The sequence below is a fragment of the Streptomyces sp. NPDC104761 genome (assembly GCF_055583445.1).
Genome location: NZ_JBVJNZ010000016.1, coordinates 1 through 23,896, shown reverse-complemented (window position 1 = coordinate 23,896; position 23,896 = coordinate 1). Strand labels below are relative to the sequence as shown.

Below are 23,896 nucleotides of genomic sequence, written 5' to 3'. Positions count from 1 at the left end.
CGGTACGTCAGGCCCGGTACAGGGCCTCGACCTCGTTGGCGTAGGCGTTCTCGATCGCCTTGCGTTTCAGCTTCAGCGACGGGGTCAGCAAACCGTGTTCCTCGGTGAACGGCTGGGCGAGGATACGGAACGTACGGATCGACTCGGCCTGCGAGACCAGGGTGTTGGCGGCCACCACCGCGCGCCGCACCTCGGTCTCCAGGTCGGCGTCCCGTACCAGCTGGGCGGCGGACATCTGGGGCTTGCCCCGCATGGTCAGCCAGTGCTCGACGGCCTCGGTGTCCAGGGTGACCAGGGCGGCGATGTAAGGGCGGTCGTTGCCGACGACGATGCACTGGTTGACCAGCGGATGGTCGCGGACCCGCTCCTCCAGGACACCGGGGGAGACGCTCTTGCCGCCGGAGGTCACCAGGATCTCCTTCTTGCGGCCGGTGATCGTCAGGTAGCCGTCCTCGTCCAGGGAACCCAGGTCGCCTGTGGCCAGCCAGCCGTCGTGCAGGGTGGCGTCGGTGGCCTTCTGGTTGTTGAGATAGCCCTGGAAGACATGGCCGCCGTGCAGCCAGACCTCGCCGTCGTCCGCGATGTGCACCGTGGAGCCGGGTACGGCCTGGCCGACCGTGCCGTACCGGGTGCGCTCGGGCGGGTTGGCGGTGGCGGCCGCCGTCGACTCCGTCAGGCCGTACCCCTCGTAGATCTGCACGCCCGCGCCGGCGAAGAACAGGCCGAGCCGGCGGTCCATCGCCGAGCCGCCGGACATGGCGTTGCGGATCCTGCCGCCCATCGCCGCCCGCACCTTGGCGTAGACGAGCTTGTCGAAGATCTGGTGCTGCATGCGCAGCGACGCCGACGGTCCGGGCCCGGTGCCCCAGGCCTTCGCCTCCACGGCGTCCGCGTACTTCACCGCGATCTCGACCGCCTTCTCGAACGGCCCGCCCTTGCCCTCCTTCTCCGCCTTGCGCCGCGCCGCGTTGAACACCTTTTCGAAGATGTACGGCACGGCCAGGATGAACGTCGGCCGGAACGCGGCCAGGTCGGGCAGCAGCGCCGCCGCGTGCAGCTGCGGCTGGTGGCCGAAGCGGACCCCGTGCCGGATCGCCGCCACCTCCACCATCCGCCCGAAGACGTGCGCGAGCGGCAGGAAGAGCAGGGTGGAGACCTCCTCGCCCTTCTTCGCGCGGAACACCGACTCCCAGCGGGCCACGACCGTGTCGGCCTCGAACATGAAGTTCCCGTGCGAAAGGACACACCCCTTCGGGCGGCCCGTGGTGCCCGAGGTGTAGATGATCGTGGCCACCGATTCGGGCGTCACCGCCTGCCGGTGCCGGTGCACCACCTCGTCGTCGAGGTGCGCGCCCGCGTCGTACAGCTCCTGCACCGCGCCCTCGTCGAGCTGCCACAGCTGGCGCAGCTGCGGCAGCCGGTCGATGACGGTGGCGATCGTCATCGCATGGTCCTCGTGCTCCACGATCGCCGCCGTGCACTCGGCGTCGTACAGCATCCAGAAGCACTGCTCCGCCGACGAGGTCGGGTAGACCGGCACCACCTGGGCGCCGATGGTCCACAGCGCGAAGTCGAACAGCGTCCACTCGTAGCGGGTGCGGGACATGATCGCGACCCGGTCGCCGAACCGGATGCCCCGGGCGAGGAGTCCCTTGGCCAGGGCGAGGACCTCGTCGCGGAACTCGGCCGCGGTCACGTCACGCCACTGGCCGAGCTCGTCCTTGCGGCCCAGCGCGACGTGCAGCGGGTCCGTCCGGGCACGCTCGAACACGCTGTCGGCCAGACCGCCGACCGGCGGCGCCGACGCCAACGGCGGGTTGGTGAACTCGCGCAAACCCCGCTCCCCGCTCCTCGCTCCACAGTGACGGTAGTAGTGACGGTCCGCTCAGCGCCGTGAAAGCTACCCCACCGCAAGACCGATCGGGAGGGGGGTGCGAAAACGAGCATTGCTCTCGTATGACCACGCTCACGTCTGGAAAATACGCCCACATCGGGAAGGGCCGGACAGAATCCTTACGGTTCAGTAAGTTCCGGCTCCGTAATCTCCACGGAATCTGTACGACCCGATTACGGCCCCCGGCCGGTTACCCGCCGGTCAGGGGCGGGGCGCCGCAGCGCCCTCTCTGGACTGCGCCGACGTGGCCGATTCCGTCACACCGTTTTTCGCGCCGTGTGAAGCAGCTGATGTGTGAGGGGCCGTTGTGAGCGTGCGGGCCGGTGGGGGCTGGTCGCGCGCAGTTCCCCGCGCCCCTGACGGGGCGCTGCGGCTACGGGCGTCTCAGGCGGGCTCCGCTGGTCAGGATTGCGGCCGCCAGTGCGTCGGCCGCCGACTGGGCCGGTGAGCGTCTCGGGCCGTGGACCAGGACGAAGTCGACCTTGCCCAGTTCCGGCAGGCCCGCGCGATCCGGGACGCGGAACAGGCCCGGGGGGATCAGGCCCTTCGAATGGGCCATCACGCCCAGGCCGGCCTGGGCCGCCGCGAGCAGGCCGTTGAGGCTGCCGCTGGTGCAGACGATGCGCCAGTCGCGGCCCTGGCGCTCCAGTGCCTCCAGGGCCAGCGCGCGGGTGATGCCCGGCGGCGGGTAGACGATCAGCGGGACCGGGCGTGCGGGGTCCAGGCGGAGCCGTTCCGCGCCGATCCACACCAGGTCGTCGTGCCAGACCAGCTCGCCCAGCGGGTCCTCGGGTCGCCGCTTGGCCAGGACGAGGTCCAGCTTCCCGGCGGCCAGCTGCTCGTGCAGGGTGCCCGAGAGCTCCACCGTCAGTTCGAGGTCCACCTCGGGGTGGTCGTGGCGGAAGCCCTCCAGGATCTCGGGCAGCCGGGTCAGCACGAAGTCCTCCGACGCGCCGAAGCGGAGCCGGCCACGGACCCGGGTGCCCGTGAAGAAGGCCGCTGCCTGCTCGTGCACCTCCAGGATCCGGCGGGCGAACCCGAGCATCGCCTCGCCGTCCTCGGTCAGCTCCACGGAGTGCGTGTCCCGGGAGAACAGCTGGCGGCCGGCCGCGTCCTCCAGACGGCGCACGTGCTGGCTCACCGTGGACTGGCGCAGCCCGAGCCGCCGGGCGGCCTGGGTGAAGCTGAGCGTCTGGGCCACGGCCAGGAAGGTGCGCAGCTGGGAAGGGTCGTACACTCGAACATGTTATCGCGGAACGCGATGGCAGTCAGAGTGGTATACCGGATTCCCGATCAAGTGCCGGAGGAGGACGATGGAGGGGGCCCTTCCGGCCCCGGCGAGAACCCGGCCGTGTCCGCCGGCACGACATCCTGACCGACCCGCAAGTGGAGCACCGTGAAACGCCTGAGCTGGCCCAGTTGGATGCCGATCGACCCGTACGTCCTGCTGCTGCTCGGGACGGTGTGCCTCGCCGCGCTCCTCCCGGCCCGGGACACGGCCGCCGACGTGGCCTCCGGCGCCTCCACGGCCGCGATCGCCTTCCTCTTCTTCCTCTACGGAGCTCGCCTGTCCACGCGGGAGGCCGTCGACGGGCTGCGGCACTGGCGGCTGCACGTCACGGTCCTCGTCTGCACCTTCGTGGTCTTCCCGGTGCTCGGCGTGGCGGCCCGCGGTCTGGTGCCTGTCCTGCTCACCCATCCGCTCTACCAGGGCTTGCTCTTCCTGACCCTGGTGCCCTCCACCATCCAGTCGTCGATCGCCTTCACCTCCATCGCCCGCGGCAACGTGCCCGCCGCGATCTGCGCGGGGTCCTTCTCCTCGCTGATCGGCATCGTCCTCACACCGTTGCTCGCCGCCGCGCTGCTCGGCAACAGCGGGGGCGGGTTCTCCGCCGACTCGATCGTGAAGATCGTGCTCCAGCTGCTGGTGCCGTTCGTCGCGGGGCAGCTGCTGCGCCGATGGATCGGGGACTTCATCGCCCGGCACAGGAGGATCCTCGGCCTGGTCGACCGCGGCTCGATCCTGCTCGTCGTCTACACCGCGTTCAGCGAGGGCATGGTCCGGGGCATCTGGCACCAGGTCAGCGTGGTCCGGCTGGCCGGGCTCCTCGCCGTCGAGGCCGTGCTGCTCGCCGTGATGCTCCTGCTGACCTGGTACGGAGCCAAGGCGCTCGGCTTCGGCCGCGGGGACCGCATCGCCATCCAGTTCGCCGGGTCGAAGAAGTCCCTCGCCTCCGGGCTGCCCATGGCCAGCGTCCTGTTCGGTGCCCACGCCTCGCTCGCCGTGCTGCCGCTGATGCTCTTCCACCAGATGCAGCTCATGGTCTGCGCGATCATCGCCAAGCGCCGCGCCCGCGACCCCGAGGCCCAGGAGGAGGCCGCGTCGCCGCCCGTTCCGGCGGCGCAGTCGCGGCCGGCGGTCGGCACGGGGACGACCGGCCGCTGAGCCCCGCCCCCATCAGGGGATCAGCACGACCTTGCCCATGTTTGCCCTGGTCTCGACCGCCCGGTGCGCCTGTGCCGCCTCCGTGAGCGCGAACTCCCCGTGCACGGCGGGCCGTACGGTGCCCTCCGCGAACAGTCGCCACAGCTCCTGACGCCACTCCTCGTACAGCGCCGGCCGTTCGCGGGCGATGCGGGCCATCTGGAATCCGGTGACCGACTTGGCGCCGGCCAGCAGGTCGTACGCCCGGACGGTGCCGCCGCCCGAGCTGTACGCCACCAGCCGGCCGCCCGGGGCCAGTGCGGCGACGGCCGGGGTGAGCAGGTCACCGCCGACCGCGTCCAGCACGTAGTCGGCCGGGGCGCCCCAGTCGCCGTCGGCGTACGTCACCACCGTGTCGGCGCCCAGCGAGCGGACGAAGGGCGCCTTGGCCGGGTCGGAGACGGCGCCGACCACCCGGCCGGCACCCCGCACGCGTGCGAGCTGGACGGCGAGGTGGCCCACACCGCTCGCCGCCGCCGTGAGCAGGGCCGTCTCGCCCGGTTCGGGGTGGGCCGCCGTCAGGGCGCCGAGGGCGACCAGGCCGCTGCGGACCAGGGCGACGGCGTCGACGGCGGACGCGGTGGCGGGGACCGCGGTGGCCATCGTCTCCTGCAGCAGGGCGAAGTCGGCATAGCCGTGGCCGAAGCACAGGCCCGTGACCCGATCGCCGGTGCGGAACCGGGTGACGCCCGCGCCGGCCGCCAGCACCTCGCCGGCGATCTCACCGCCCAGCGGAATCGGCTCCGGCGCCTCGGTCACCTTGCGGACCACCGGCAGCGTGACCCCGACCGCCTCGCACCGGACGAGCAGCTCTCCGGGGCCGGGTTCGGGGACGGGGGCCTCCTCCAGGAAAACGGGGCCGCCGGGGGACTCGTACCGGACGCGACGCATCGCACCTCCGCAGCACACAGATGTCGTGGGGAGTTCCAATGATATGGAGAAAGTCATTGGGAGGTCCAATGGTTTCCTGCGGCGGAGCGCCGGGGAGGCCGTGCCGTTGGGGTCCCCAATGACTTCTTCGCTACGCTGCCCCCATGCCGGAAGCCCCCCTCCCCGCCATCCGCTCCCTGCCCAGCTGGCTGCTCGGGCGGGCCGCCGCCCGAGGTCGGGCCCTCGTCGCCGAGGCGCTCGCGGAACACGGCATGCGGATGTGGCACCACGTGGTGCTCTCCGCCGTCCGCGACCTCGCCCCGGTCGCCCAGGCCGACCTCGGCCGGTCCGTGTCCCTCGACCCCAAGGACCTGGTCGGCGTCCTCAACGACCTCCAGGCCGCCGGACTCGTCGTCCGCGCACCCGATCCCGCCGACCGCCGGAAGAACGCGGTCTCCCTCACGGAAGAGGGCGACCGTCTCCTCGGCCGTTGCGAACAGGCGGCCCGCGAGGCCAACGACGCGCTGCTCGCCCCGCTGTCGGCTGCCGAACGCGACCAGTTCACGGGCCTGTTGATCCGGATTTCCGGTACGGACGGCTCATGACGGCTAACGTTCCGTCATGACCGCACCCCTGGCGCTCGATCCGGCGCGCACGGCCCTCGTCCTCGTCGACCTGATGGACCGCATCGTCGCGCTGCCCCTGGAGCCCCGCAAAGGCACCGAAGTCCTGCACACCGCCGAGGAACTCGCCCACACCTTCCGCGCCGCAGGCGCGCCCGTGGTGCTGATCCGCGTCGAACGGCCCTCGCTCGCCGAGCAGCCGCCGGGCAGCGGACTCGTCGCCGGACTGCGGAAGGAAGGGGACGTGGAGGTCGTCAAGCGGACGATCGGCGGCTTCCAGGGCACGGACCTCGACGCCCGGCTCCGCGCGCTCGGCGTCACCCGGCTGGTGTTCGGCGGCATCGCCACCAACCTCGGCGTCGAGTCCACCGCCCGCGCCGCCGCCGACCTCGGCTACGACCTGGTCTTCGTCGAGGACGCCATGGCCGCTCTCACCGGCCCCGAGCACGAGGCGTCCGTCCGGCTCGACTTCCCGCGCCTCGGCACGGTCGTCACCGCCGCGGACGTCCGCCTCACCCCCGCCTGACCGCCCGGTCGCTCAGACCAGCGTCCCGCCGCCGTCCACGACCACCACCGACCCCGTGCTGTACCCCCCACGCATCAGGTACAGGTACGCCTCCGCCACATCCGCCGGCTCGCCCGTCCGCCCCACCGGCAGCGACTCGGCGGACGACCGGAACAGCTCCTCCCGGACGGCCTCCGGCAGGCCCCGCCACAGCTCGGTGCGCACCACGCCCGGCGAGACCACGTTGACCCGCACCGGCGCCAGCTCCACGGCCAGCGCCCGGGTCAGCGACTCCATCGCCCCGCACAGCGCCGACGCGACACTCGAACCGGGCAGCGGCCTGTGCCCCGCCGTCCCCGTGGTCAGCACCACCGACCCACCGGCGCGGATCGACCCCACGCCGTACTTGACCGCCGCGTACGCACCCCACAGCCGGGTGTCCAGGAAGCCCCGGGCCGCCGCGATGTCCGTGTCGGCCACTGTCTCCAGCAGGATCGACTCACCGGCCGTGTACACCAGGTGGTCGTACTCCCCGATCCCCGTGAAGAACGCGCGCACCGCGTCCTCGTCCGTGGCGTCGAGCACCTGCCCCTCGGCGTCCTCCGGCAGCACCTTCAGCGCCGCGTCGACACTCTCCTGCCGCCGCGACGCGACGGTCACCCGCGCGCCCTCCCGTGCCGCGCCCTCGGCGACCGCGAGGCCGATACCCGAGGTGCCCCCGATGACCACGACACGCTGTCCCTGCAGACCCATGGCTGATCTCCTTTCCAAGCCGGTGTTCCGTCCCGTTCGGACGTCTCCAGCCTGCGGTCCCGCGGCATCGGCCGTCCAAGACCTCTTTCGGCGCCGGCGATACCCTGAAGACATCGCCATCGGGAAGGAGCCGCGGTCATGGACCTGGATCTGCGCAAGGTCCGCTACTTCGCGGCGGTCGCCGAACTCCTCCACTTCGGCCGGGCGGCGGAACGGCTGCACATCGCCCAGCCCGTGCTGAGCCGTCAGGTCCGGGCCCTGGAGAAGGACTTGGGGGCCGAGCTGTTCGTACGGGACAGCCACGGCGTGACCCTGACCGACGCCGGACATCAACTCCACGAGGACTCACGCCAGTTGCTGGCCCTCGCCGACGGCACCCGGCGCCGGGTCGTGCAGGCCGCTCGAGGCCGGCGGCGCCTCGTCGTCGGCTTCCGCGCCGGTGTCGTGGTCACCGAGGCGCTGCGGGTCTTCAGCGCGGCCCACCCGGACGTCGAGGCGCGGGCCCTCCGGGTCGAGTGGGACGACCAGGAACAGCTGATCCTCGACGGCACCGTCGACATCGCCTACGTACGGCTCCCCGTGCGGGGGGAGGGGCTCGAACTGCGCCCCCTGTACAGCGAGCCCCGCGTGGCCATGCTCCCGGACCGGCACCGGCTCGCCGGGAAGCAGGAGATCGCGCTCGCCGACCTCGACGGCGAGACGTGGCTGCGCTACAACGACCCCCGCCCCGGCGACCTGCCGCTGCGCACCATCGAGGAGAAGTTCGAGTGCGTGGCCGCCGGCACCGCGATCACGATGGTGCCCCGCTCGGCCGCCGAGCAGTACTCCCGCCCGGACATCGTCTACGTCCCGGTCGTCGACGCCGAACCCGACCGGGTGCTGCTGGCCTGGGCGGCCGGCCGCCGCACCGCGCTGGTCGCCGACTTCGCCGAGGCCGCGGCGGGCGTCGGGGCGCCCGGCTCCGGCTGAGGCGGGGCGCCTGGCTCGGGCTGAGGCGGGGCCCCTGCGGCGCAGGGGGCGCTCCCCGCCGGTCGGGGCCCCGCCGCCGTGCCGCGGGGAACCGGGTCAGCCCTGGGCGGCCGCGGCCCGCAGGGCGATACGGTCCTCGCCCGCGTACACGTTCATGTTGCTGCCGCGCAGGAAACCGACCAGGGTCAGCCCGGTCTCCAACGCCAGGTCCACCGCCAGCGAGGACGGCGCCGAGACCGCCGCGAGCATCGGGATGCCCGCCATCACGGCCTTCTGCGCCAGCTCGAAGGAGGCCCGCCCGGAGACCAGCAGAATCGTCCGGGACAGCGGCAGGCCGCCGTTCTGCAGGGCCCGGCCGACCAGCTTGTCCACCGCGTTGTGCCGGCCCACGTCCTCACGGATGTCCAGCAGCTCGCCGTCCTCCGCGAACAGGGCCGCCGCGTGCAGCCCCCCGGTCCGGTCGAAGACCCGCTGCGACGCGCGGAGCCGGTCGGGGAGGCTCGCGAGCAGCTCGGGCTCCACCCGGACCGGGGGAGTGTCGGCGATCGGCCAGCGGGCCGTCGTACGCACCGCGTCCAGGCTCGCCTTGCCGCACAGCCCGCAGGACGAGGACGTGTAGACGTTCCGCTCCAGGGTGAAGTCGGGGAGCTGGACGCCCGGCGTGGTCCGCACGTCGACCACGTTGTAGGTGTTGGAGCCGTCCACCGTGGCGCCCGCGCAGTACACGATGTTCTGCAGGTCGCCGGCCGCCGCCAGCACCCCCTCGCTCACCAGGAACCCGGCCGCCAGCGCGAAGTCGTCGCCGGGTGTGCGCATGGTGATGGCGAGGGGTTTCCCGTTGAGTCTGATCTCCAGCGGTTCCTCGGCGACGAGCGTGTCCGGCCGGGCGGAGACCGCTCCGTCGCGGATGCGGATGACCTTGCGTCGTTCCGTGACTCGTCCCATGGTCTGATCAGCCCCGGTTCTGTACGTGCTGGTAGCCGAAACGGCCCTTGATGCAGAGATTGCCGTGGGTCACCGGGTTGTCGTGCGGCGAGGTGACCTTGACTATCTCATTGTCCTGCACGTGGAGCGTGAGGTTGCAGCCCACACCGCAGTACGCGCACACGGTGGTCGTCTCCGTCTGCTTCGACTCGTCCCAGGTACCCGCCGCCCGCATGTCGAACTCCGACTTGAACGACAGCGCCCCGGTGGGACACACCTCGACACAGTTCCCGCAGTAGACACAGGCCGAGTCGGTCAGCGGGGCGTCGTGCTCGACCGCGATCCGGGCGTCGAAGCCGCGCCCGGCGACGGAGATCGCGAAGCTGTTCTGCCACTGGTCGCCGCAGGCGTCGACGCACTTGTAGCAGAGGATGCACTTGTCGTAGTCGCGCACGTACAGATCGTTGTCGACCCTGGGCTCCTCGTTCAGGCGGGCCGCGTCGGGGCCGAAGCGGTCCGGTTTCGCCTCGTACTCCTTGATCCACTCGGCTGCACGGGGGGTCGTCGACAGGTCGACCGAGGAGGCCAGCAGCTCCAGGACGATCCTGCGGCTGTGCCGGACGCGTTCGCTGCCGGTGCGGACCACCATCCCGGGCTCGGCCTTCCGGGAGCAGGCGGGTACGAGGGTCCGGGCGCCCTCCACCTCCACCACGCACACCCGGCAGGCGTTCTTCGGGCGCAGCGTGTCGCCCTCGCACAGGGTGGGCACGTCCTTCCCGGCCGCCCGGCAGGCGTCCAGGATCGTCGAGCCCTCCGGGACCCGCGCCTCCTCGCCGTCGATCGTGAACTCCAGCAGCCGGCGCGGGATCCCCAGCGGTGTCACGGTCATTCGTACGCCCCCAGACGGTCGATGGCGGATTCCACGGCGTTCCACGCGGTCTGCCCGAGACCGCAGATCGAGGCGTCCCGCATCGCCCGGCCGACCTCGCGCAGCAGGGCGACGTCCCCGGCCGCGGCCGCGCCGGTGCGCTCGACGATCCGGTGCAGCGCCTCCTCCTGCCGGACCGTCCCGACCCGGCAGGGCACGCACTGCCCGCAGGACTCGTCCCGGAAGAACTGCGCGATGCGGAGGAGGAGCCGGGGGAGGGGAACGGTGTCGTCGAAGGCCATCACCACACCCGAGCCGAGCGTGGTGCCCGCCTCCCGCGTGCCCTCGAAGGTGAGCGGGATGCCGAGTTCGTCGGGCCGTACGAAGCCCCCGGCCGCGCCGCCGAGCAGGACCGCCCGCAGGTTCTCCCGCACTCCGGCCAGTCGGAGGAGTTCGCCGAGCGTGACGCCGAAGGGAAGTTCGTAGATGCCCGGGCGGTCCACGCTCCCCGACACGCAGAAGAGCTTCGGGCCGGTCGACTTCGCCGTGCCGATCGCCGCGTATGCCGGGGCGCCCAGCGTCAGGATCGGCAGGACGTTGACGAGCGTCTCCACGTTGTTCTCGACCGTCGGCTTCCCGAACAGCCCCTTCTCCACCGGGAACGGCGGCTTCGAGCGCGGCTCGCCCCGGTACCCCTCGATGGAGTTGAACAGGGCGGTCTCCTCACCGCAGATGTACGCCCCCGCGCCGCGCCGGATCTCGATGTCGAAGGCGAAGCCCTGCCCGAGGACGTCCTCGCCGAGGAAGCCGCGGGCGCGTGCCTGGTCGATCGCGTGCTGCAGCCGGCGGGTCGCCCGCGGGTACTCGCCGCGGAGGTAGACGAAGCCCCGGCGGGCGCCGATCGCGTACGCCGCGATCGTCATCGCCTCCACGAGGGAGTACGGGTCGCCCTCCATGATCACGCGGTCCTTGAAGGTGCCCGGCTCCGATTCGTCGGCGTTGCAGACCAGGTAGTGCGGGTGGTCGGGCTGGGAGGCCGTGGCCTGCCACTTGCGGCCGGTGGGGAAGGCGGCGCCGCCGCGCCCGACAAGACCCGAGTCGGTGACCTCGCGGATGACCCCGGCGGGGCCGAGCGCGAAGGCGTGCCGCAGGGCGGTGTAGCCGCCGTTCGCCCGGTAGTCGTCGAGCGACGCCGGGTCGACCACGCCCACCCGCTTCAGCAGCGTCAGGCCCTCCTGTCCCGCCTGGGGTACGGCCGCCTCGGCCGGCGGCTCCTCCGGCGCCGAGTCGGGCGCGGTGGCCGCGAGGACGGCCGTCGGCACGGTCGCCGGGGCCGCCACCGCCGTGCGCACCGGATCCCCGGCCCGGATCGCGAGGGCCGCCGGCGCCCGCTCGCACAGGCCCAGACAGGGGCTGCGCTCGACGTGCACCCCGGGGCCGAGGCCCCCCTCCACCCCGGCGCACAGCGCGGACGCCCCGGCCGCCGTGCACGCGAGGTCCGTGCAGACGTGCAGGACGGTCGCCGGGCGGGGCCCGACGGAGAACATCGCGTAGAAGGTGGCGACCCCGTAGGCCTCGGCCGGGGGCACGGTCAGACGGCGGCACAGGTAGCCGAGGGCGCCCTCGCTGATCCAGCCGATCCGGTCGTTGATCGCGTGCAGCCCCGGCAGCAGCAGGTCGCGGCGGTCCCGGGCCTCCCGGCCGCCGCGCGCCCACCGCAGGTCCGCGTCGGAGCGGTCGGCGCCCTCCCAGGAGGACTCCGGAGGGCCCAGGAGGGCGTCGACGGCGGCGCGTTCGTCGTCCGTCGGTTTGCTGTCGCCGAAGTGCAGGTCCACTTACGTCACCTCACGATGGTCGCGACCGGGAGCTTCTCGATACGGATCGCCGACGCCTTGAACTCCGCCGTCCCCGCGATCGGGCAGTTCGCCTCGATCGTCAGCTGGTTGGTGTCCACCTCGTCGGGAAAGTGCATGGTCATGAAGGCGAGTCCGGGGCGCAGCGCCGTGTCGACCCAGACCGGCGCCACCACCGCGCCCCGCCGCGACGACACCCGGACCTCCTCACCGACGGTCACTCCGTACCGCTCGGCGTCCTCGGGGCACAGCTCGATGTACTCGCCGCGGCGCAGCGGAGAGGCGTAACCGCCGCTCTGCACACCGGTGTTGTAGGAGTCGAGGCGCCGTCCGGTGGTGAGCCGGATCGGGTACTCCTCGTCGGTGAGGTCGACCGGCGGATCGTGCCGGACCAGCCCGAACGGCGCCGGCGTCCCGCGCCTGACCGGGTCCGTCTCCCACAACCGGCCGTGCAGATACGTGGGTTCGAGGCGGTCGGTGCTCGGGCACGGCCACTGGATGCCCTGGTGCTCGACGAGCCGGTCGTACGTCATGCCGTAGTGGTCGGGGGAGACGGAGCGGAGCTCGTTCCAGACGGCCTCCGCGTCCGCGTACTTCCAGTCGTGGCCCAGGCGGCCCGCCAGCTCGCAGATGATGTCGATGTCCTCCCGGGCCTCGCCCGGCGGGGTGACCGCCCGGCGCACCCGCTGCACCCGGCGCTCGCTGTTGGTCGTCGTGCCCTCGGTCTCCGCCCACCCGGCGGTCGCGGGCAGCACCACGTCCGCCAGCTCGGCCGTCTTCGTGAGGAAGATGTCCTGGACGACCAGGAAGTCGAGGGCCCGCAGCCGCCGTACCGCCTGCTCGCTGTCGGCCTCCGACTGGGCCGGGTTCTCGCCGATGCAGTAGACGGCCTTGAGCGTGCCCTCCTCCATCGCCTCGAACATCTCGGTGAGGTTCAGCCCGTAGTGCGGCTGGATGACGGTGTCCCAGGCCGACTCGAACTTCAGCCGGGCGTCCGGGTCGAGGATGTCCTGGAAGCCGGGCAGGCGGTTGGGGATCGCGCCCATGTCGCCACCGCCCTGCACGTTGTTCTGTCCGCGCAGCGGCTGCAGCCCGGTGCCCCAGCGGCCCACCTGACCGGTGAGCAGGGAGAGGTTGATCAGGGCGCGCACGTTGTCGGTGCCGTTGTGGTGCTCGGTGATGCCGAGGGTCCAGCACAGCTGGGCGCGCTCGGCACGGGCATAGGCGTGCGCCAACTCCCGTATCGCGCGGGCCGGTACGCCCGTCACCTTCTCGGCGAGGGAGAGCGTCCACGGCTCGACGAGGGCCTTGTACTCCTCGAAGCCGGTGGTCGCCCGCTCGACGAACGCCTCGTTGACCAGCCCCGCGTGGATGATCTCCCGGCCGATCGCGTGCGCCATCGGGATGTCGGTGCCGACGTTCAGCCCGAGCCAGCTCTCCGCCCACTCCGCGGTGGAGGTGCGCCGAGGGTCGACGGCGTACATCCGGGCGCCGTTCCTGATCCCCTTCAGCACGTGCTGGAAGAAGATCGGGTGCGCGAAGCGGGCGTTGGAGCCCCACATCACGATGACGTCGGTGTGCTCGATCTCCTCGTACGACGAGGTGCCGCCGCCGGAGCCGAAGGCCGCCGAGAGACCCGCGACGCTCGGCGCGTGACACGTCCGGTTGCAGGAGTCGACGTTGTTGGTGCCCATCACCACCCGGGCGAACTTCTGCGCCACGTAGTTCATCTCGTTGGTGGCGCGGGCGCAGGAGAACATCCCGAACGCGTCGCGGTTGCGCGCCAGGCCGCGGGCCGCGCGGTCCAGCGCCTCCTCCCAGCTCGCCTGCCGGAAGGGCTCGTCGCGGGAGTCCCTGACCAGCGGGTGGGTGAGACGGGTGTAGGTCTTCGGTTCGCGCTTTTGGGTGCTCTTCGTGCCTGTCGTGCTCCTCATGCGGCGCTCCTCAGGGCGAGCAGGTCCGAGATGGCGTGCACGGTGCGCAGGGTGGGCACCTGCACGCCGGTGATCTCCGCCAGCTCGACGACGGCCGCGAGCAGCACGTCGAGCTCCAGCGGCTTGCCGCGCTCCAGGTCCTGGAGCGTGGAGGTGCGGTGGTCGCCGACCTTCTCGGCACCCGCCAGCCGGCGTTCGATGGAGATCCCGACCTCGCAGCCGAGCGCCTCGGCGACGTCGAGCGTCTCGCGCATCATGATCTCGATGACCCGCCGGGTGCCGCCGTGCAGGCACATCTGCCGCATCGTGGCGCGGGCCAGCGCGCTGATCGGGTTGAAGGAGATGTTGCCGAGCAGCTTGAGCCAGATGTCGTTGCGCAGGTCGGGTTCCACCGGACACTTCAGGCCGCCGGACTGCATGGCCTCGCTGAACCGCAGGCAGCGCTTGGACACGCTGCGGTCGGGCTCGCCGACCGAGAACCTGGTGCCCTCCAAGTGCCGTACCACGCCCGGGGCTTCGAGCTCGGTGGCCGCGTAGACCACGCAGCCGAGGGCGCGCTCGGGGGCGAGTACGGCGCTGACCGCACCTCCCGGGTCGACGCTCTCGACGCGGTGGCCGTCGTAGGGGCCGCCGTGCCGGTGGAAGTACCACCAGGGGATGCCGTTCTGGGCGGCGACCACTGCCGTCCGCTCGTGCAGCAGCGGCTCGACCAGCGGCCCGCACGCCGCGTACGAGTTGGCCTTCAGGCCCAGGAAGACGTAGTCGACCGGGCCGACCTCGGCCGGGTCGTCGGTGGCGTGGGCGTGCGCGGTGAAGTCGCCACGCGGGCTGAGCACCCGTACTCCGTACTGCCTCATGGCCGCCAGATGGGGTCCACGGGCGATGAGATGCACATCGGCGCCCGCGCGGTGGAGCGCGGCACCGACGTAGGCGCCGATCGCACCGGCGCCGAGGACTGCGACTTTCACGGAACGCTCCGTTCGGTTTGAGGGATACCGCGGAGGTGGTCTCGGAGTCGGCCCAGGACCGAGCCGCTTCGAAAGGTGTCGACGAAATATTGTCTACAGTATGGAGTCGGGGTCGACAAGGGTCCCGGCAGTGACCGTTCGGCGCGTTCTGGATACCGTTCAACGCATACGATCGAGCCCGCGGGTTCTCAACCACCCTTGCGGGGCCCTACCGTTCGGGATTCATGAGCAGCCCCCCTGTAGCACCTCCGGGCTGGAGCCGCTGGCTCGTCCCGCCCGCCGCCCTCTCCGTCCACCTCGCCATCGGCCAGGCCTACGCCTGGAGCGTGTTCAAACCGCCGCTCGAATCCGCCCTGAACCTGAGCGGCACCCAGAGCGCGCTGCCCTTCCAGCTCGCGATCGTGATGCTCGGCCTGTCGGCCGCGTTCGGTGGCACCCTCGTCGAGCGCAACGGACCGCGCTGGGCCATGACGGTGGCCCTGATCTGCTTCTCCTCCGGCTTCCTGATCTCCGCCCTCGGCGCCGAGACCAAGCAGTACTGGCTGATCGTCCTCGGCTACGGCTTCGTCGGCGGCATCGGTCTCGGCATCGGCTACATCTCGCCCGTCTCCACCCTGATCAAGTGGTTCCCGGACCGGCCCGGCATGGCCACCGGCATCGCCATCATGGGCTTCGGCGGCGGCGCGCTGATCGCCTCGCCCTGGTCCGCGCAGATGCTCTCGTCCTTCGGGAGTGACAACGATGGCATCGCCCTCGCCTTCCTGGTGCACGGGCTGTCGTACGCCGTCTTCATGACCCTCGGTGTCCTGCTGATCCGCGTCCCGCGCACCGAGAAGCCGGTCGCGGACGCGCCGAGCGCCTTCGAGGGCGTGCAGGTCTCCGCGAACAGCGCGATCCGCACCCCGCAGTTCTGGTGCCTGTGGGTCGTGCTCTGCATGAACGTGACCGCGGGCATCGGCATCCTGGAGAAGGCCGCCCCGATGATCACGGACTTCTTCGCCGACAGCTCCACCCCGGTGTCGGCGTCCGCGGCGGCCGGGTTCGTCGCCCTGCTGTCCGCCGCCAACATGGCCGGCCGGATCGGCTGGTCGTCCACCTCCGACCTGATCGGCCGCAAGAACATCTACCGCGTCTACCTGGGCGTGGGCGCCGTGATGTACCTGCTCATCGCCCTGTTCGGGGACTCCTCCAAGCCCCTGTTCATCCTCTGCGCCCTGGTGATCCTCTCCTTCTACGGCGGCGGCTTCGCGACCGTCCCCGCCTACCTGAAGGACCTCTTCGGCACCTACCAGGTCGGCGCCATCCACGGCCGGCTGCTCACCGCCTGGTCCCTCGCCGGTGTGCTCGGCCCGCTGATCGTCAACTGGATCGCCGACCACCAGAAGGGCGCCGGCAAGCACGGCTCCGACCTCTACACCCTGTCCTTCGGCATCATGATCGGCCTGCTCGTCGTCGGTTTCGTCGCCAACGAACTGGTCCGGCCCGTCCATGCCCGCCACCACATCCCCGCCCCGAGGGAGGCCGTCGATGTCGAACGAGAGCAGCCGGCCTGAGCCGGACCGCCGCTGGCTGATCGCCGTCGCCTGGGTCTGGGTGGGCGCTCCCTTCGCCTACGGGGTCTACGAACTCGTACAGAAAGCGACCCAACTGTTCAACGGGTGACCGTCGGGAATGCCCGGGCGTCCGAGGGTCTGCAAGAAGCCGACAACTCGGGCGCCCGTTTCCTGTGGCCTCACATGCCGTCGTACCCGTGAGTCACTGAACAGACTGGTGGACCCACACCGAGGCAACGAGGGGGCTCCACCACCCATGATCGGCTCGCGCATCGCCGCCGTCGGGCACTACCAGCCCGCCAGGGTACTCACCAACGAGGACCTGGCGGGCATGGTCGACACCAGTGACGAGTGGATCCGCAGCCGGGTGGGCATCGACACCCGGCACATCGCGGGTCCCGACGAACCCGTCGACGAACTGGCGGCGCACGCCGCCGCCAAGGCCCTCGCCGCGGCCGGCCTCACCCCCGCGGACATCGACCTGGTCCTGGTCGCCACCTCCACCGCGATCGACCGTTCCCCGAACATGGCCGCGCGCGTCGCCGCCCGGCTGGGCATCCCGCAGCCCGCCGCGATGGACGTCAACGTCGTGTGTGCCGGCTTCACCCATGCGCTCGCCACCGCCGACCACACGGTCCGGGCCGGCGCCGCCACCCGGGCGCTGGTCATCGGCGCCGACAAGATGTCCGAGGTGACGGACTGGACCGACCGTACGACCTGTGTCCTGGTCGGTGACGGGGCCGGCGCGGCCGTGGTCGAGGCGTGCGGACCGGGCGAGGAACCCGGCATCGGGCCGGTCCTGTGGGGTTCCGTGCCCGAGATGAGCCACGCCGTACGCATCGAGGGCACCCCGCCCCGGTTCGCGCAGGAGGGGCAGAGCGTCTACCGCTGGGCCACCACCCAGCTGCCGCCCATCGCCCGGCGCGCCTGCGAGAGGGCCGGGGTGGCACCCGCCGACCTCGCGGCCGTCGTGCTGCACCAGGCCAACCTGCGGATCATCGAGCCGCTCGCCGCGAAGATCGGCGCGGTCAACGCGGTCGTCGCCCGGGACGTCACCGAATCCGGCAACACGTCGGCGGCGAGCATCCCGCTCGCCCTCTCCAAGCTGGTCGAACAGGGCCGGGTGTCCGGCGGCGACCCGATCCTGCTGTTCGGCTTCGGCGGCAACCTGTCGTACGCGGGGCAGGTCGTGCGCTGCCCCTGAGAGCGCGTTCCGCGGTGTGACGTGGTCGACTCCCGCTTCCTCTGGCGGCTGTGCGCCGTAGACTGTAGACGAAAGACAATCGATACTGAGTGTCCGCTCGTCACGGGCGTCTGCCGAAGGGGGACCCGATGTTGTCAGCCGGACTGCCGCAGGGCGCGGTGCCCAGGCTCGAACGCCCCGGACCGCTCCGCGACCGCGTCTACGAGGCGCTGCTGGAACTCATCACCACCCGCGCCCTCCAGCCCGGCCAGCACCTCGTCGAGAGCGAACTCGCCGGCCATCTCGGCGTCTCCCGGCAGCCGGTCCGTGAGGCGCTCCAGCGGCTGAACACCGAGGGCTGGGTGGACCTGCGACCCGCCCAGGGCGCCTTCGTCCACGAGCCGACGGAGGCGGAGGCCGACCAACTCCTCACCGTGCGCACGCTGTTGGAGGCCGAGGCGGCCCGGCTTGCGGCCGCCAACGCGGGCAGCGCGGGAGTGGCCGCCCTCGAGTCCCTCTGCGCCGAGGGTGAGAAGGCGGTCGCCGCGGACGACGTGGACGGAGCCGTCGCCCTGAACGCCGCGTTCCACGCCAAGATCATGGACCTCGCCGGCAATACCGTCCTCGCCGAACTCGCCGCCCAGGTCGACCGCCGGGTCCGCTGGTACTACACGCCGGTGGCCCGGCAGCGCGGCCGCCAGTCCTGGATCGAACACCGCGAGTTGATCGCGGCGATCACGGCGCGGGACGAGCAGCTGGCGACGACGCTGATGCGCGAACACACGGAGCACACGCGGCGGTCGTACCACGAACGGGCGACGTCCTGACCCGGGCGACGGCACGGGCCGTGTCCGTCCCGGCCGGGCGGTTCACGGCAGCGTGATGAGAGCGATGCTCTCCTCCGTCGCGACGGCGAGACGGGTGCCGTCGGGGTGGAGGGCGGCGACGGGGGTGGGAACGCGCCGGTAGCCGAAGCAGGTCGGTTTGACGGGCACGGCGACCTCGGGCCACTCCGCCACGATGCGCCCGGTGACCGGGTCGAGCAGCCGCGGGTGGCCGGGGAACGAGATCACCTGTTCGCCGCGGGGCAGGAGCAGGACACCCGGGTCGGCGTCGGCGACGGGGCTGCGGTGGAGCCAGCGGCCCTCGGACACGGACCACACCCCGACGTGGCGCGGCGGCAGCCCGGCGGTCTCCTCCTCGTAGCACTCCTCGGCCCCCGTCGCCAGGACCAGCCGGTCGGCGTCGAGCCAGCAGCCCGCCGTCACCTCGGCGGTCATGACCGCAGATATCGGCAACAGGCCGTCGCCGTCCAGGGTGCCGGGGTCGCTGAGCGCCAGCGCGGTGTCGTAGACCAGGGCCATCCCGAAGGGCTGCCAGACCCAGCCGACCGAGAGCAGGTACCGGCCGTCCGGGCTCAGACTCAGCCTGGAGTGGAAGACGTCCTCCGGCTCCCGCCCGCCGGCGGTCAGCCGCTCGCCGCTCGCGGCATCCTCGATCTGCAGGATGTTGTACTCGTCGGGGCAGTGCACGACGACCTCACGCCCGTCGCCCAACGCGCCCAGGGCGAGTGGGTAGTCGTAGTCCGGCGCGTGGTAGTAGCTGCGGTTCAGCTCCCGCACGGTCCGTTCGCCGCCGACCAGGACCGCCTTGGTGCCACGCTCCTGGTACACCGCGGAGTAGTGCCCCGAGGCCGAGGCGGTCCCGGCGTCGAACGGGAAGCTCCACGTGAAGGACGCCGTGTGCTCCACCCCGTCGCGGTCCCAGCGCCGACCGCCCCCGACCGCGGAGACCAGTTCGTCGCCCTCCCACATCAGCGACTTCGGCGCCGACTTGACCGGTATCGACTTCACGTTCATGGATGCCCCCTCGAACCCCTCGAATCCGGAGCACCTCGGGCGGGCCCCCGCAGGGAACCTATGGGACCCTGCGGGGTCGGCGCGCACGAATTTCGCGGCTCCTGTTCCTGTTTCCGGGCGACCGGCCTCACATCGAACCAGACTTGACGGATGGAGACGAACACCCCGTGGTCGCTGGCAGATGCTTGGGACTGGACGGAGGAATGTGCGCGGTCCGCCGACGCCGCGGTGCGAGGAACCGACTCGTGGATTCCCCCGGTCGCAGAGGAGTTGGTGCTGGCCGCCAGGGCGAGCGTGTTGAGTCAGTGGTATCCGTTCACCAGCCACAATTTTCTTCGGTTCGTGGACGGCCCGACCTTCTGGATGTGTGGCGCACAAGACGTGACCGAGCTGGAGGGGGCCATCTCCTTCGACACAGACGGGCCGGAGGGCCGTCCCGCTTTCCGAGTCTGGAGCGGCCTCCTCCTCCGGAAGCCCGACCCCGTACTCGTACTCACCACGCCGAACGCTGCTGAGGCCGTAGACGCACTGGTAGGACTGTCTGGCGGCACTGGTCATGCAAGCCCGAGTGACTTGGGGTGAGGCTCAGGAGCTGGTCACGCTGTTGGTGAGGGGGCGTCACTTGGGGGAGGCGTAGCGGTGGTGGGAGCAGGTGCAGCGGGGTATGAGCAAGATGCCCCCGCCGTGGGGAAGCGGGATGTCCCGGGTCTGGCGGCACTCCTGGTGCACCTTCCAGTAACCGGGCTGGTGGGCCAGGGCGCACTCCGCGGACATGGTCGAGGTGTCCTCGGTCCGGGCGGTCACGAGAAGATGCCGCCGCTGCTGAACGAGTTCATGGCGCGGGTCCGCATGGCCACCGCCCGCAAGCGCTCCTCGTCCGTGGCGCGGCGGACGTGAGCGGGGTCGGCGTCCCACTCTCGCCCTCCGGCCACGGGGCGCAGCTGGACGTACGGCCCTTCCCGTCCCATGACGTACCCGAGGCGGTCGCGGGCGGTGTCGATGACCAGGCTGCCGGCCGGCGGTTCGACCTCCTCGGCGGTCACTCGCGAGGCTCCTTCCCCAGTGCCCTGGCCAGGCGTACGGCGACGTCGGCGCGCACCCGCCCCAGCTCGACCAGCTGAAGTCCGGGCGATGCCGGGTCCACCCTCAGCGAGGGGAAGACGATCCCCGCTGAGTCCAGGGCGACTCTGAGAGCCTCCACCGCCGCCTGCGTCTCGGTGACGTCCTGCGTGTTCTTCGGTGCCATGAACCGGACGCTAGGAACCGGCCACGGCTGATCGCTACGGGAGTTTCTCGAAGTTGCTTGACGCCTCCCTCGAGTTGCGGAAGGTTGCTGATAAAGGCGGCCGGAACCCGGGTCGGCGGCCACCGGACTCGGACAAGCTTTGGAGATCAGTCCTCTGACGAAAGGAACTGATCATGGCGCGTCGACTGCGCTTCAACGGCACGGGCAGCGGCGTCAACGGGTGCCCGTCCGTGCATGAGGATCTCGACTCGGGTGAGGTCATCGTGCACGGTCCGGCGCTCACCGACCCTGCGGACATCGGCCAGCTCCGCCACCTGAACGAGGGCGAGGTGCCCATCGTGGTGCCGCGCGAACTGCTCGTCGACTTCGGCCCGAAGGAGGTCACCCGGGTGCCGGACATCATCGGCCTGGACGAGTTCGACCGGCTCTTCACCCAGTTCGAGCACACGGCCTGGCGCCTGGAGACGCGACGCCGGTACGCCTCCGACGAGGTCACCGACACCTACGGCCAGTTCACCCGTGGCGCGCCCGTCAACTGGGACGGAGTCGACGCGGCATGGTGCGCCGAACGCCGGGAACAGACCGCGCTGGGCAAGCGGTTCGAACGCGTCCGCATCATCGACAACCCGCCGACCGCCGGACAGCTCTACCTCCTCGACAACGCGCGCCGTAACAGCGCTGTCGGTGAACGGATCTCCAGCCTGTGGCGCGCCGACGCCGACCGGCTCGGCCTGCCAGCCGAGGACTTCTGGCTGTTCGACTCCCGGCTCGCGGCGCTGCTGAACTTCGACGCGGCCGACAACCTGCTCAACGTCGAGCTGATCACGGAGCCCGCAGCGGTCCTGCGGTACGCCCAGGCACGGGACGCGGCGATGCACCACGCGGTCCCGTACGAACAGGTCGCGGCGCAGCTGGCCGCGAAGGAGTAAGGCAGGTTGCTGACCGGTGAGCACGGACTACCAGCAGGCGCGCGAGGCGCTCGGCGTGCGGCTGCGCGAACTCCGACTGTCGGCGCCGGGTGGTCGGCTCACCGGTCAGCAGCTGGCCGAGGCGTACGGCTGGAACAAGTCGAAGGTCAGCAAGCTGGAGAACGGCAGGCAGACGCCCACGAGCGACGACCTGCGCAAGTGGGCCGACGCCACCGGCCGGCCCGAGGCGTACGACGAGCTGCTGGCCAGACTCCGTGGGTTCGAGTCGCACATCCGGTCGTGGCGGCGGCAGCTGGCCTCGGGGCACAAGCCGGTGCAGGACACCCACCTCGGCGCGCACTCCGACGCCTCGGTCTTCCGGGGCTGGGAGTCCTCCATGATCTTCGGGATTCTGCAGACACCCGACTACGCCCGGGCGATCTTCACCAGGTACGCGGAGCTTCAGCGCTCGCCGCGCGATACCGAGGAAGCCGTCCGCTCCCGCATGAAGCGCCAGGAAGCCCTGTACGACTCCTCGAAGCGCTTCCATCTCATCCTGTGGGAGGCCGCCCTCCGTGCCCTGGTCTGCCCGCCCTCCGTGCTTCTCGCCCAGCTCGACCGTCTGTCCGGGGCCGTCGGCCTGGACACGGTCGAGCTGGGCATCATCCCGCTGTCGGCGTCCCTCAAGGTCCCTCCGGCCACCGCCTTCTGGATCTACGACGACCGTCGGGTGATCGTGGAGAACTGGCACGCCGAGCTGTGGATCGATGACGAAGCCAGCGTCGACACCTACCTCCGGACCTGGCGCACCCTGCGCGAGTCCGCCGTCTACGGCTCCGACGCCCACAACGTCATCAACTCGGCCCGCCGCGCCCTGAACCCTCGTTGAGGCTCAAGGCTGACCCGTTGTCGTTACCCGGCGTTACTCTGAACCGAGTTGGCGGAGCGTCAGGTGGTGCGATCGGGGGCCGGGACATGGCGACGACGACAGACGACGGGGACGACCGGTCCGAGGAGACAGGGCCTCCACCAGAGCTTCTTTCGGCCGAGGCCCGTGCAGCGAGGCGGTTTGCTGCTGCGCGGCAGTTTGCTGATTCTGCTAGCTCTATGCGGTTGTCTGAGATTCGAGAAGCGCTTGAGGCAGCCACCGGTGGCGGTCGTCCCGTAGACCCCCAGGGTGGCCATCGAGTAGTGCAGGCAGCGAGCGAGGTCAACAACGTCTTCATCCAAGGTCCAGGCACCATGATTCCCGCTGGGACCACACCTGAAGTGCGGGTGGGTCTTCCCGAGAGGCGGCAGGAGTTCCACTTCGAGTTCCTGAAGCACGCGATGAAGCAGTCCGAGTGGACGTTCCGGCTGAGCGTGTACTTCATGACCGGCGGTGCGGTGGTGATCCTCGTCGGTGCCGTCCTGGCGCTGATACACGCGGGTAGCGCCAGTTCTGGGTACGTGCCCTTGGTGACGAGCCTGTCGGGCGTACTGATCACGACGGGTGGCGGCGCGCTCGCGCTTCACTCGAAGCGCGCCATGGCCAACCTGACCAAGGCGGCCGAAGCCAATGAGGCCAAGATCGATGCCGATCATCAGCTCGAAACCGCAACGACGCTCATCGACCGCGTGCAAGACCAGAGGGTCAAAGACCGACTCAACTCGGCGGCGGCCCTGAAGGCGCTGAACATCCAGCCGGACCCCGACACGATGCTGAACCGACTGCTTCCAGGGGACCCGTCCAAGGAGATCGAGCCGGGCGAGACCGACCGCTGATGGCGAAGTCCCGGGGTGCCGGCTGCACCTCCGGGACTCTCGCACGTTCACAACACCTTGAGGGCCGACAGCACCGCCAGGCACAGCAGGAGGCAGCCCGCGAACGCGCCCCCGCCGTACAGGACGGCTTGGCCGACGGGCGTGCCGGGGGTGTGGCTCAGCCAGGTGGCCACCATGGCGACGATGACGGACATCAGGGCGCAGACGACGACGATCAGCACCCTGGTGGCAAGAGGGAGGTTCAACGGTCCGATTACCTTCCCCGGGTGATCGGACCGGGTGTCAGACCTCAGCCCGACCAACCACGTGAGATACGTGCGGTCTAGCTGAGGCCCACCGACGTTTGGGAGCGGGTTACGCGGGTCCGGCACCCCGGCCAGCCGCTCCACCAGGCCCGGGACCTCCTCGGGTCCGACCTGCGGATTCTCACGCAGTTGGTCAAGGGTAGGCGAGATCAGCGATGATGCGTCGGCAGTCACGGTCTTCCACTTGGATCACGGGGCGTAGAGAACTCCATGATCTTGGGAGCCCGTGCCTGTCAACTCCCGGATGACCGCCAAGCCAGCGGATTGTCACGAACCGGACGCCCACGCAGCAACGCTGAAGCCTGCCGTGAACCCTGCTAGCTTGATCTTTAACCTGTGCGGCGGGGCTTCGGGGTGGTCGACTTCTTCTTTTGTCCCCGTGCTGGCTGTGTCTTCTTGGGTGTGTGCACGTCGTGGCGGGGTGCAGGACGC

The 23,896-nt window shown here is 70.8% G+C and carries 26 protein-coding genes; 12 read left to right on the top strand and 14 right to left on the bottom strand.

Features of this window, described 5'->3' with window-relative positions:
• Window positions 1–7: 7 nt before the first annotated feature.
• Both ACZ63F_RS34435 and ACZ63F_RS34430 read right to left on the bottom strand, forming a co-directional pair.
• Window positions 8–1,834, bottom strand: a complete 1,827-nt coding sequence (locus ACZ63F_RS34435) for an AMP-dependent synthetase/ligase (RefSeq protein WP_352357636.1) — start codon at window positions 1,832–1,834, stop codon at window positions 8–10.
• Window positions 1,835–2,267: 433 nt separating this feature from the next.
• Complete coding sequence (locus ACZ63F_RS34430) at window positions 2,268–3,131, bottom strand: LysR substrate-binding domain-containing protein (protein WP_352357638.1); 864 nt, start codon at window positions 3,129–3,131, stop codon at window positions 2,268–2,270.
• Between the two features lie 159 nt (window positions 3,132–3,290).
• Here ACZ63F_RS34430 and ACZ63F_RS34425 point away from each other — a divergent pair, with 159 nt between their 5' ends.
• Window positions 3,291–4,340, top strand: coding sequence for a bile acid:sodium symporter family protein (locus ACZ63F_RS34425; RefSeq protein WP_469717198.1), 1,050 nt, complete (start codon window positions 3,291–3,293; stop codon window positions 4,338–4,340).
• Between the two features lie 12 nt (window positions 4,341–4,352).
• On the opposite strand, the gene ACZ63F_RS34420 is transcribed toward ACZ63F_RS34425, so the two are convergent.
• Window positions 4,353–5,270 (bottom strand): quinone oxidoreductase family protein, encoded by a 918-nt coding sequence (locus ACZ63F_RS34420; protein WP_469717196.1) that lies wholly within the window; start codon window positions 5,268–5,270, stop codon window positions 4,353–4,355.
• Between the two features lie 143 nt (window positions 5,271–5,413).
• On the opposite strand from ACZ63F_RS34420, the gene ACZ63F_RS34415 reads away from it, so the two are divergent.
• On the top strand, window positions 5,414–5,854 hold the full coding sequence (locus ACZ63F_RS34415) for a MarR family winged helix-turn-helix transcriptional regulator (protein WP_469717194.1): 441 nt from the start codon (window positions 5,414–5,416) through the stop codon (window positions 5,852–5,854).
• A 16-nt stretch (window positions 5,855–5,870) separates the two neighbouring features.
• Window positions 5,871–6,398: an isochorismatase family protein gene (locus tag ACZ63F_RS34410; protein ID WP_469717192.1), complete on the top strand. Its 528-nt coding sequence runs from the start codon at window positions 5,871–5,873 to the stop codon at window positions 6,396–6,398.
• Window positions 6,399–6,410: 12 nt separating this feature from the next.
• Here the strand turns inward: ACZ63F_RS34410 and ACZ63F_RS34405 are convergent, their stop codons facing one another.
• Entirely contained in the window at window positions 6,411–7,130 is a 720-nt protein-coding gene (locus tag ACZ63F_RS34405) for an SDR family oxidoreductase (RefSeq protein WP_469717190.1), read from the bottom strand.
• Between the two features lie 138 nt (window positions 7,131–7,268).
• Between ACZ63F_RS34405 and ACZ63F_RS34400 the strand changes: the two genes are divergently transcribed.
• Complete coding sequence (locus ACZ63F_RS34400) at window positions 7,269–8,099, top strand: LysR family transcriptional regulator (RefSeq protein WP_469717188.1); 831 nt, start codon at window positions 7,269–7,271, stop codon at window positions 8,097–8,099.
• A gap of 96 nt (window positions 8,100–8,195) precedes the next feature.
• Here the strand turns inward: ACZ63F_RS34400 and fdhD are convergent, their stop codons facing one another.
• The 5 genes from fdhD to ACZ63F_RS34375 are packed head-to-tail and all read right to left on the bottom strand — an operon-like array spanning window position 8,196 to window position 14,646.
• Window positions 8,196–9,044 carry a formate dehydrogenase accessory sulfurtransferase FdhD gene (gene fdhD / locus ACZ63F_RS34395; RefSeq protein WP_469717186.1) on the bottom strand — a complete coding sequence of 283 codons (849 nt, stop codon included), beginning with the start codon at window positions 9,042–9,044 and terminating at the stop codon, window positions 8,196–8,198.
• 7 nt (window positions 9,045–9,051) lie between these two features.
• The gene (locus ACZ63F_RS34390) at window positions 9,052–9,912 is read right to left on the bottom strand and encodes a 2Fe-2S iron-sulfur cluster-binding protein (RefSeq protein WP_457684682.1); all 861 of its coding nucleotides are present in this window, start codon (window positions 9,910–9,912) and stop codon (window positions 9,052–9,054) included.
• Window positions 9,909–11,726, bottom strand: a complete 1,818-nt coding sequence (locus ACZ63F_RS34385) for an NADH-ubiquinone oxidoreductase-F iron-sulfur binding region domain-containing protein (protein WP_469717184.1) — start codon at window positions 11,724–11,726, stop codon at window positions 9,909–9,911. The genes ACZ63F_RS34390 and ACZ63F_RS34385 overlap by 4 nt, the downstream gene beginning before the upstream one ends.
• 5 nt (window positions 11,727–11,731) lie before the next feature.
• Window positions 11,732–13,678, bottom strand: coding sequence for a molybdopterin oxidoreductase family protein (locus ACZ63F_RS34380; RefSeq protein ID WP_469717182.1), 1,947 nt, complete (start codon window positions 13,676–13,678; stop codon window positions 11,732–11,734).
• Complete coding sequence (locus tag ACZ63F_RS34375; protein WP_469717180.1) at window positions 13,675–14,646, bottom strand: 2-dehydropantoate 2-reductase; 972 nt, start codon at window positions 14,644–14,646, stop codon at window positions 13,675–13,677. The genes ACZ63F_RS34380 and ACZ63F_RS34375 overlap by 4 nt, the downstream gene beginning before the upstream one ends.
• Window positions 14,647–14,870: 224 nt before the next feature.
• On the opposite strand from ACZ63F_RS34375, the gene ACZ63F_RS34370 reads away from it, so the two are divergent.
• The 4 genes from ACZ63F_RS34370 (at window position 14,871) to ACZ63F_RS34355 (ending at window position 18,209) form a co-directional block, all read left to right on the top strand.
• On the top strand, window positions 14,871–16,199 hold the full coding sequence (locus ACZ63F_RS34370) for an OFA family MFS transporter (protein WP_469717178.1): 1,329 nt from the start codon (window positions 14,871–14,873) through the stop codon (window positions 16,197–16,199).
• On the top strand, window positions 16,174–16,308 hold the full coding sequence (locus ACZ63F_RS34365; RefSeq protein WP_256215692.1) for an MFS transporter small subunit: 135 nt from the start codon (window positions 16,174–16,176) through the stop codon (window positions 16,306–16,308). The genes ACZ63F_RS34370 and ACZ63F_RS34365 overlap by 26 nt, the downstream gene beginning before the upstream one ends.
• 147 nt (window positions 16,309–16,455) lie before the next feature.
• Window positions 16,456–17,403 (top strand): beta-ketoacyl-ACP synthase III, encoded by a 948-nt coding sequence (locus tag ACZ63F_RS34360; RefSeq protein WP_469717175.1) that lies wholly within the window; start codon window positions 16,456–16,458, stop codon window positions 17,401–17,403.
• Between the two features lie 128 nt (window positions 17,404–17,531).
• Entirely contained in the window at window positions 17,532–18,209 is a 678-nt protein-coding gene (locus tag ACZ63F_RS34355) for a GntR family transcriptional regulator (protein ID WP_469717173.1), read from the top strand.
• Between the two features lie 42 nt (window positions 18,210–18,251).
• Here the strand turns inward: ACZ63F_RS34355 and ACZ63F_RS34350 are convergent, their stop codons facing one another.
• Window positions 18,252–19,241 carry a hypothetical protein gene (locus tag ACZ63F_RS34350; protein ID WP_469717171.1) on the bottom strand — a complete coding sequence of 330 codons (990 nt, stop codon included), beginning with the start codon at window positions 19,239–19,241 and terminating at the stop codon, window positions 18,252–18,254.
• Window positions 19,242–19,391: 150 nt separating this feature from the next.
• Here ACZ63F_RS34350 and ACZ63F_RS34345 point away from each other — a divergent pair, with 150 nt between their 5' ends.
• A complete protein-coding gene (locus ACZ63F_RS34345) occupies window positions 19,392–19,823 on the top strand; it encodes a hypothetical protein (RefSeq protein ID WP_469717169.1) in 432 nt (143 codons plus the stop codon).
• A 36-nt stretch (window positions 19,824–19,859) separates the two neighbouring features.
• Here ACZ63F_RS34345 and ACZ63F_RS34340 read toward each other — a convergent pair whose 3' ends face one another.
• From ACZ63F_RS34340 to ACZ63F_RS34330, 3 genes are read right to left on the bottom strand one after another with little or no spacing between them, the layout of a single operon-like run.
• A complete protein-coding gene (locus ACZ63F_RS34340) occupies window positions 19,860–20,045 on the bottom strand; it encodes a hypothetical protein (protein WP_469717167.1) in 186 nt (61 codons plus the stop codon).
• A complete protein-coding gene (locus ACZ63F_RS34335; RefSeq protein WP_469717165.1) occupies window positions 20,042–20,284 on the bottom strand; it encodes a hypothetical protein in 243 nt (80 codons plus the stop codon). The genes ACZ63F_RS34340 and ACZ63F_RS34335 overlap by 4 nt, the downstream gene beginning before the upstream one ends.
• Complete coding sequence (locus tag ACZ63F_RS34330) at window positions 20,281–20,487, bottom strand: hypothetical protein (protein WP_469717163.1); 207 nt, start codon at window positions 20,485–20,487, stop codon at window positions 20,281–20,283. The genes ACZ63F_RS34335 and ACZ63F_RS34330 overlap by 4 nt, the downstream gene beginning before the upstream one ends.
• 173 nt (window positions 20,488–20,660) lie before the next feature.
• Between ACZ63F_RS34330 and ACZ63F_RS34325 the strand changes: the two genes are divergently transcribed.
• From ACZ63F_RS34325 to ACZ63F_RS34315, 3 genes are all read left to right on the top strand, one after another.
• Window positions 20,661–21,416 (top strand): DUF6879 family protein, encoded by a 756-nt coding sequence (locus ACZ63F_RS34325; RefSeq protein ID WP_469717161.1) that lies wholly within the window; start codon window positions 20,661–20,663, stop codon window positions 21,414–21,416.
• A 16-nt stretch (window positions 21,417–21,432) separates the two neighbouring features.
• Window positions 21,433–22,284: a helix-turn-helix domain-containing protein gene (locus tag ACZ63F_RS34320; protein ID WP_469717159.1), complete on the top strand. Its 852-nt coding sequence runs from the start codon at window positions 21,433–21,435 to the stop codon at window positions 22,282–22,284.
• Between the two features lie 302 nt (window positions 22,285–22,586).
• Window positions 22,587–23,159, top strand: a complete 573-nt coding sequence (locus ACZ63F_RS34315) for a TRADD-N-associated membrane domain-containing protein (RefSeq protein ID WP_469717157.1) — start codon at window positions 22,587–22,589, stop codon at window positions 23,157–23,159.
• A gap of 47 nt (window positions 23,160–23,206) precedes the next feature.
• Here the strand turns inward: ACZ63F_RS34315 and ACZ63F_RS34310 are convergent, their stop codons facing one another.
• Window positions 23,207–23,404: a hypothetical protein gene (locus ACZ63F_RS34310; protein ID WP_469717155.1), complete on the bottom strand. Its 198-nt coding sequence runs from the start codon at window positions 23,402–23,404 to the stop codon at window positions 23,207–23,209.
• Between the last annotated feature and the right edge of the window lie 492 nt (window positions 23,405–23,896).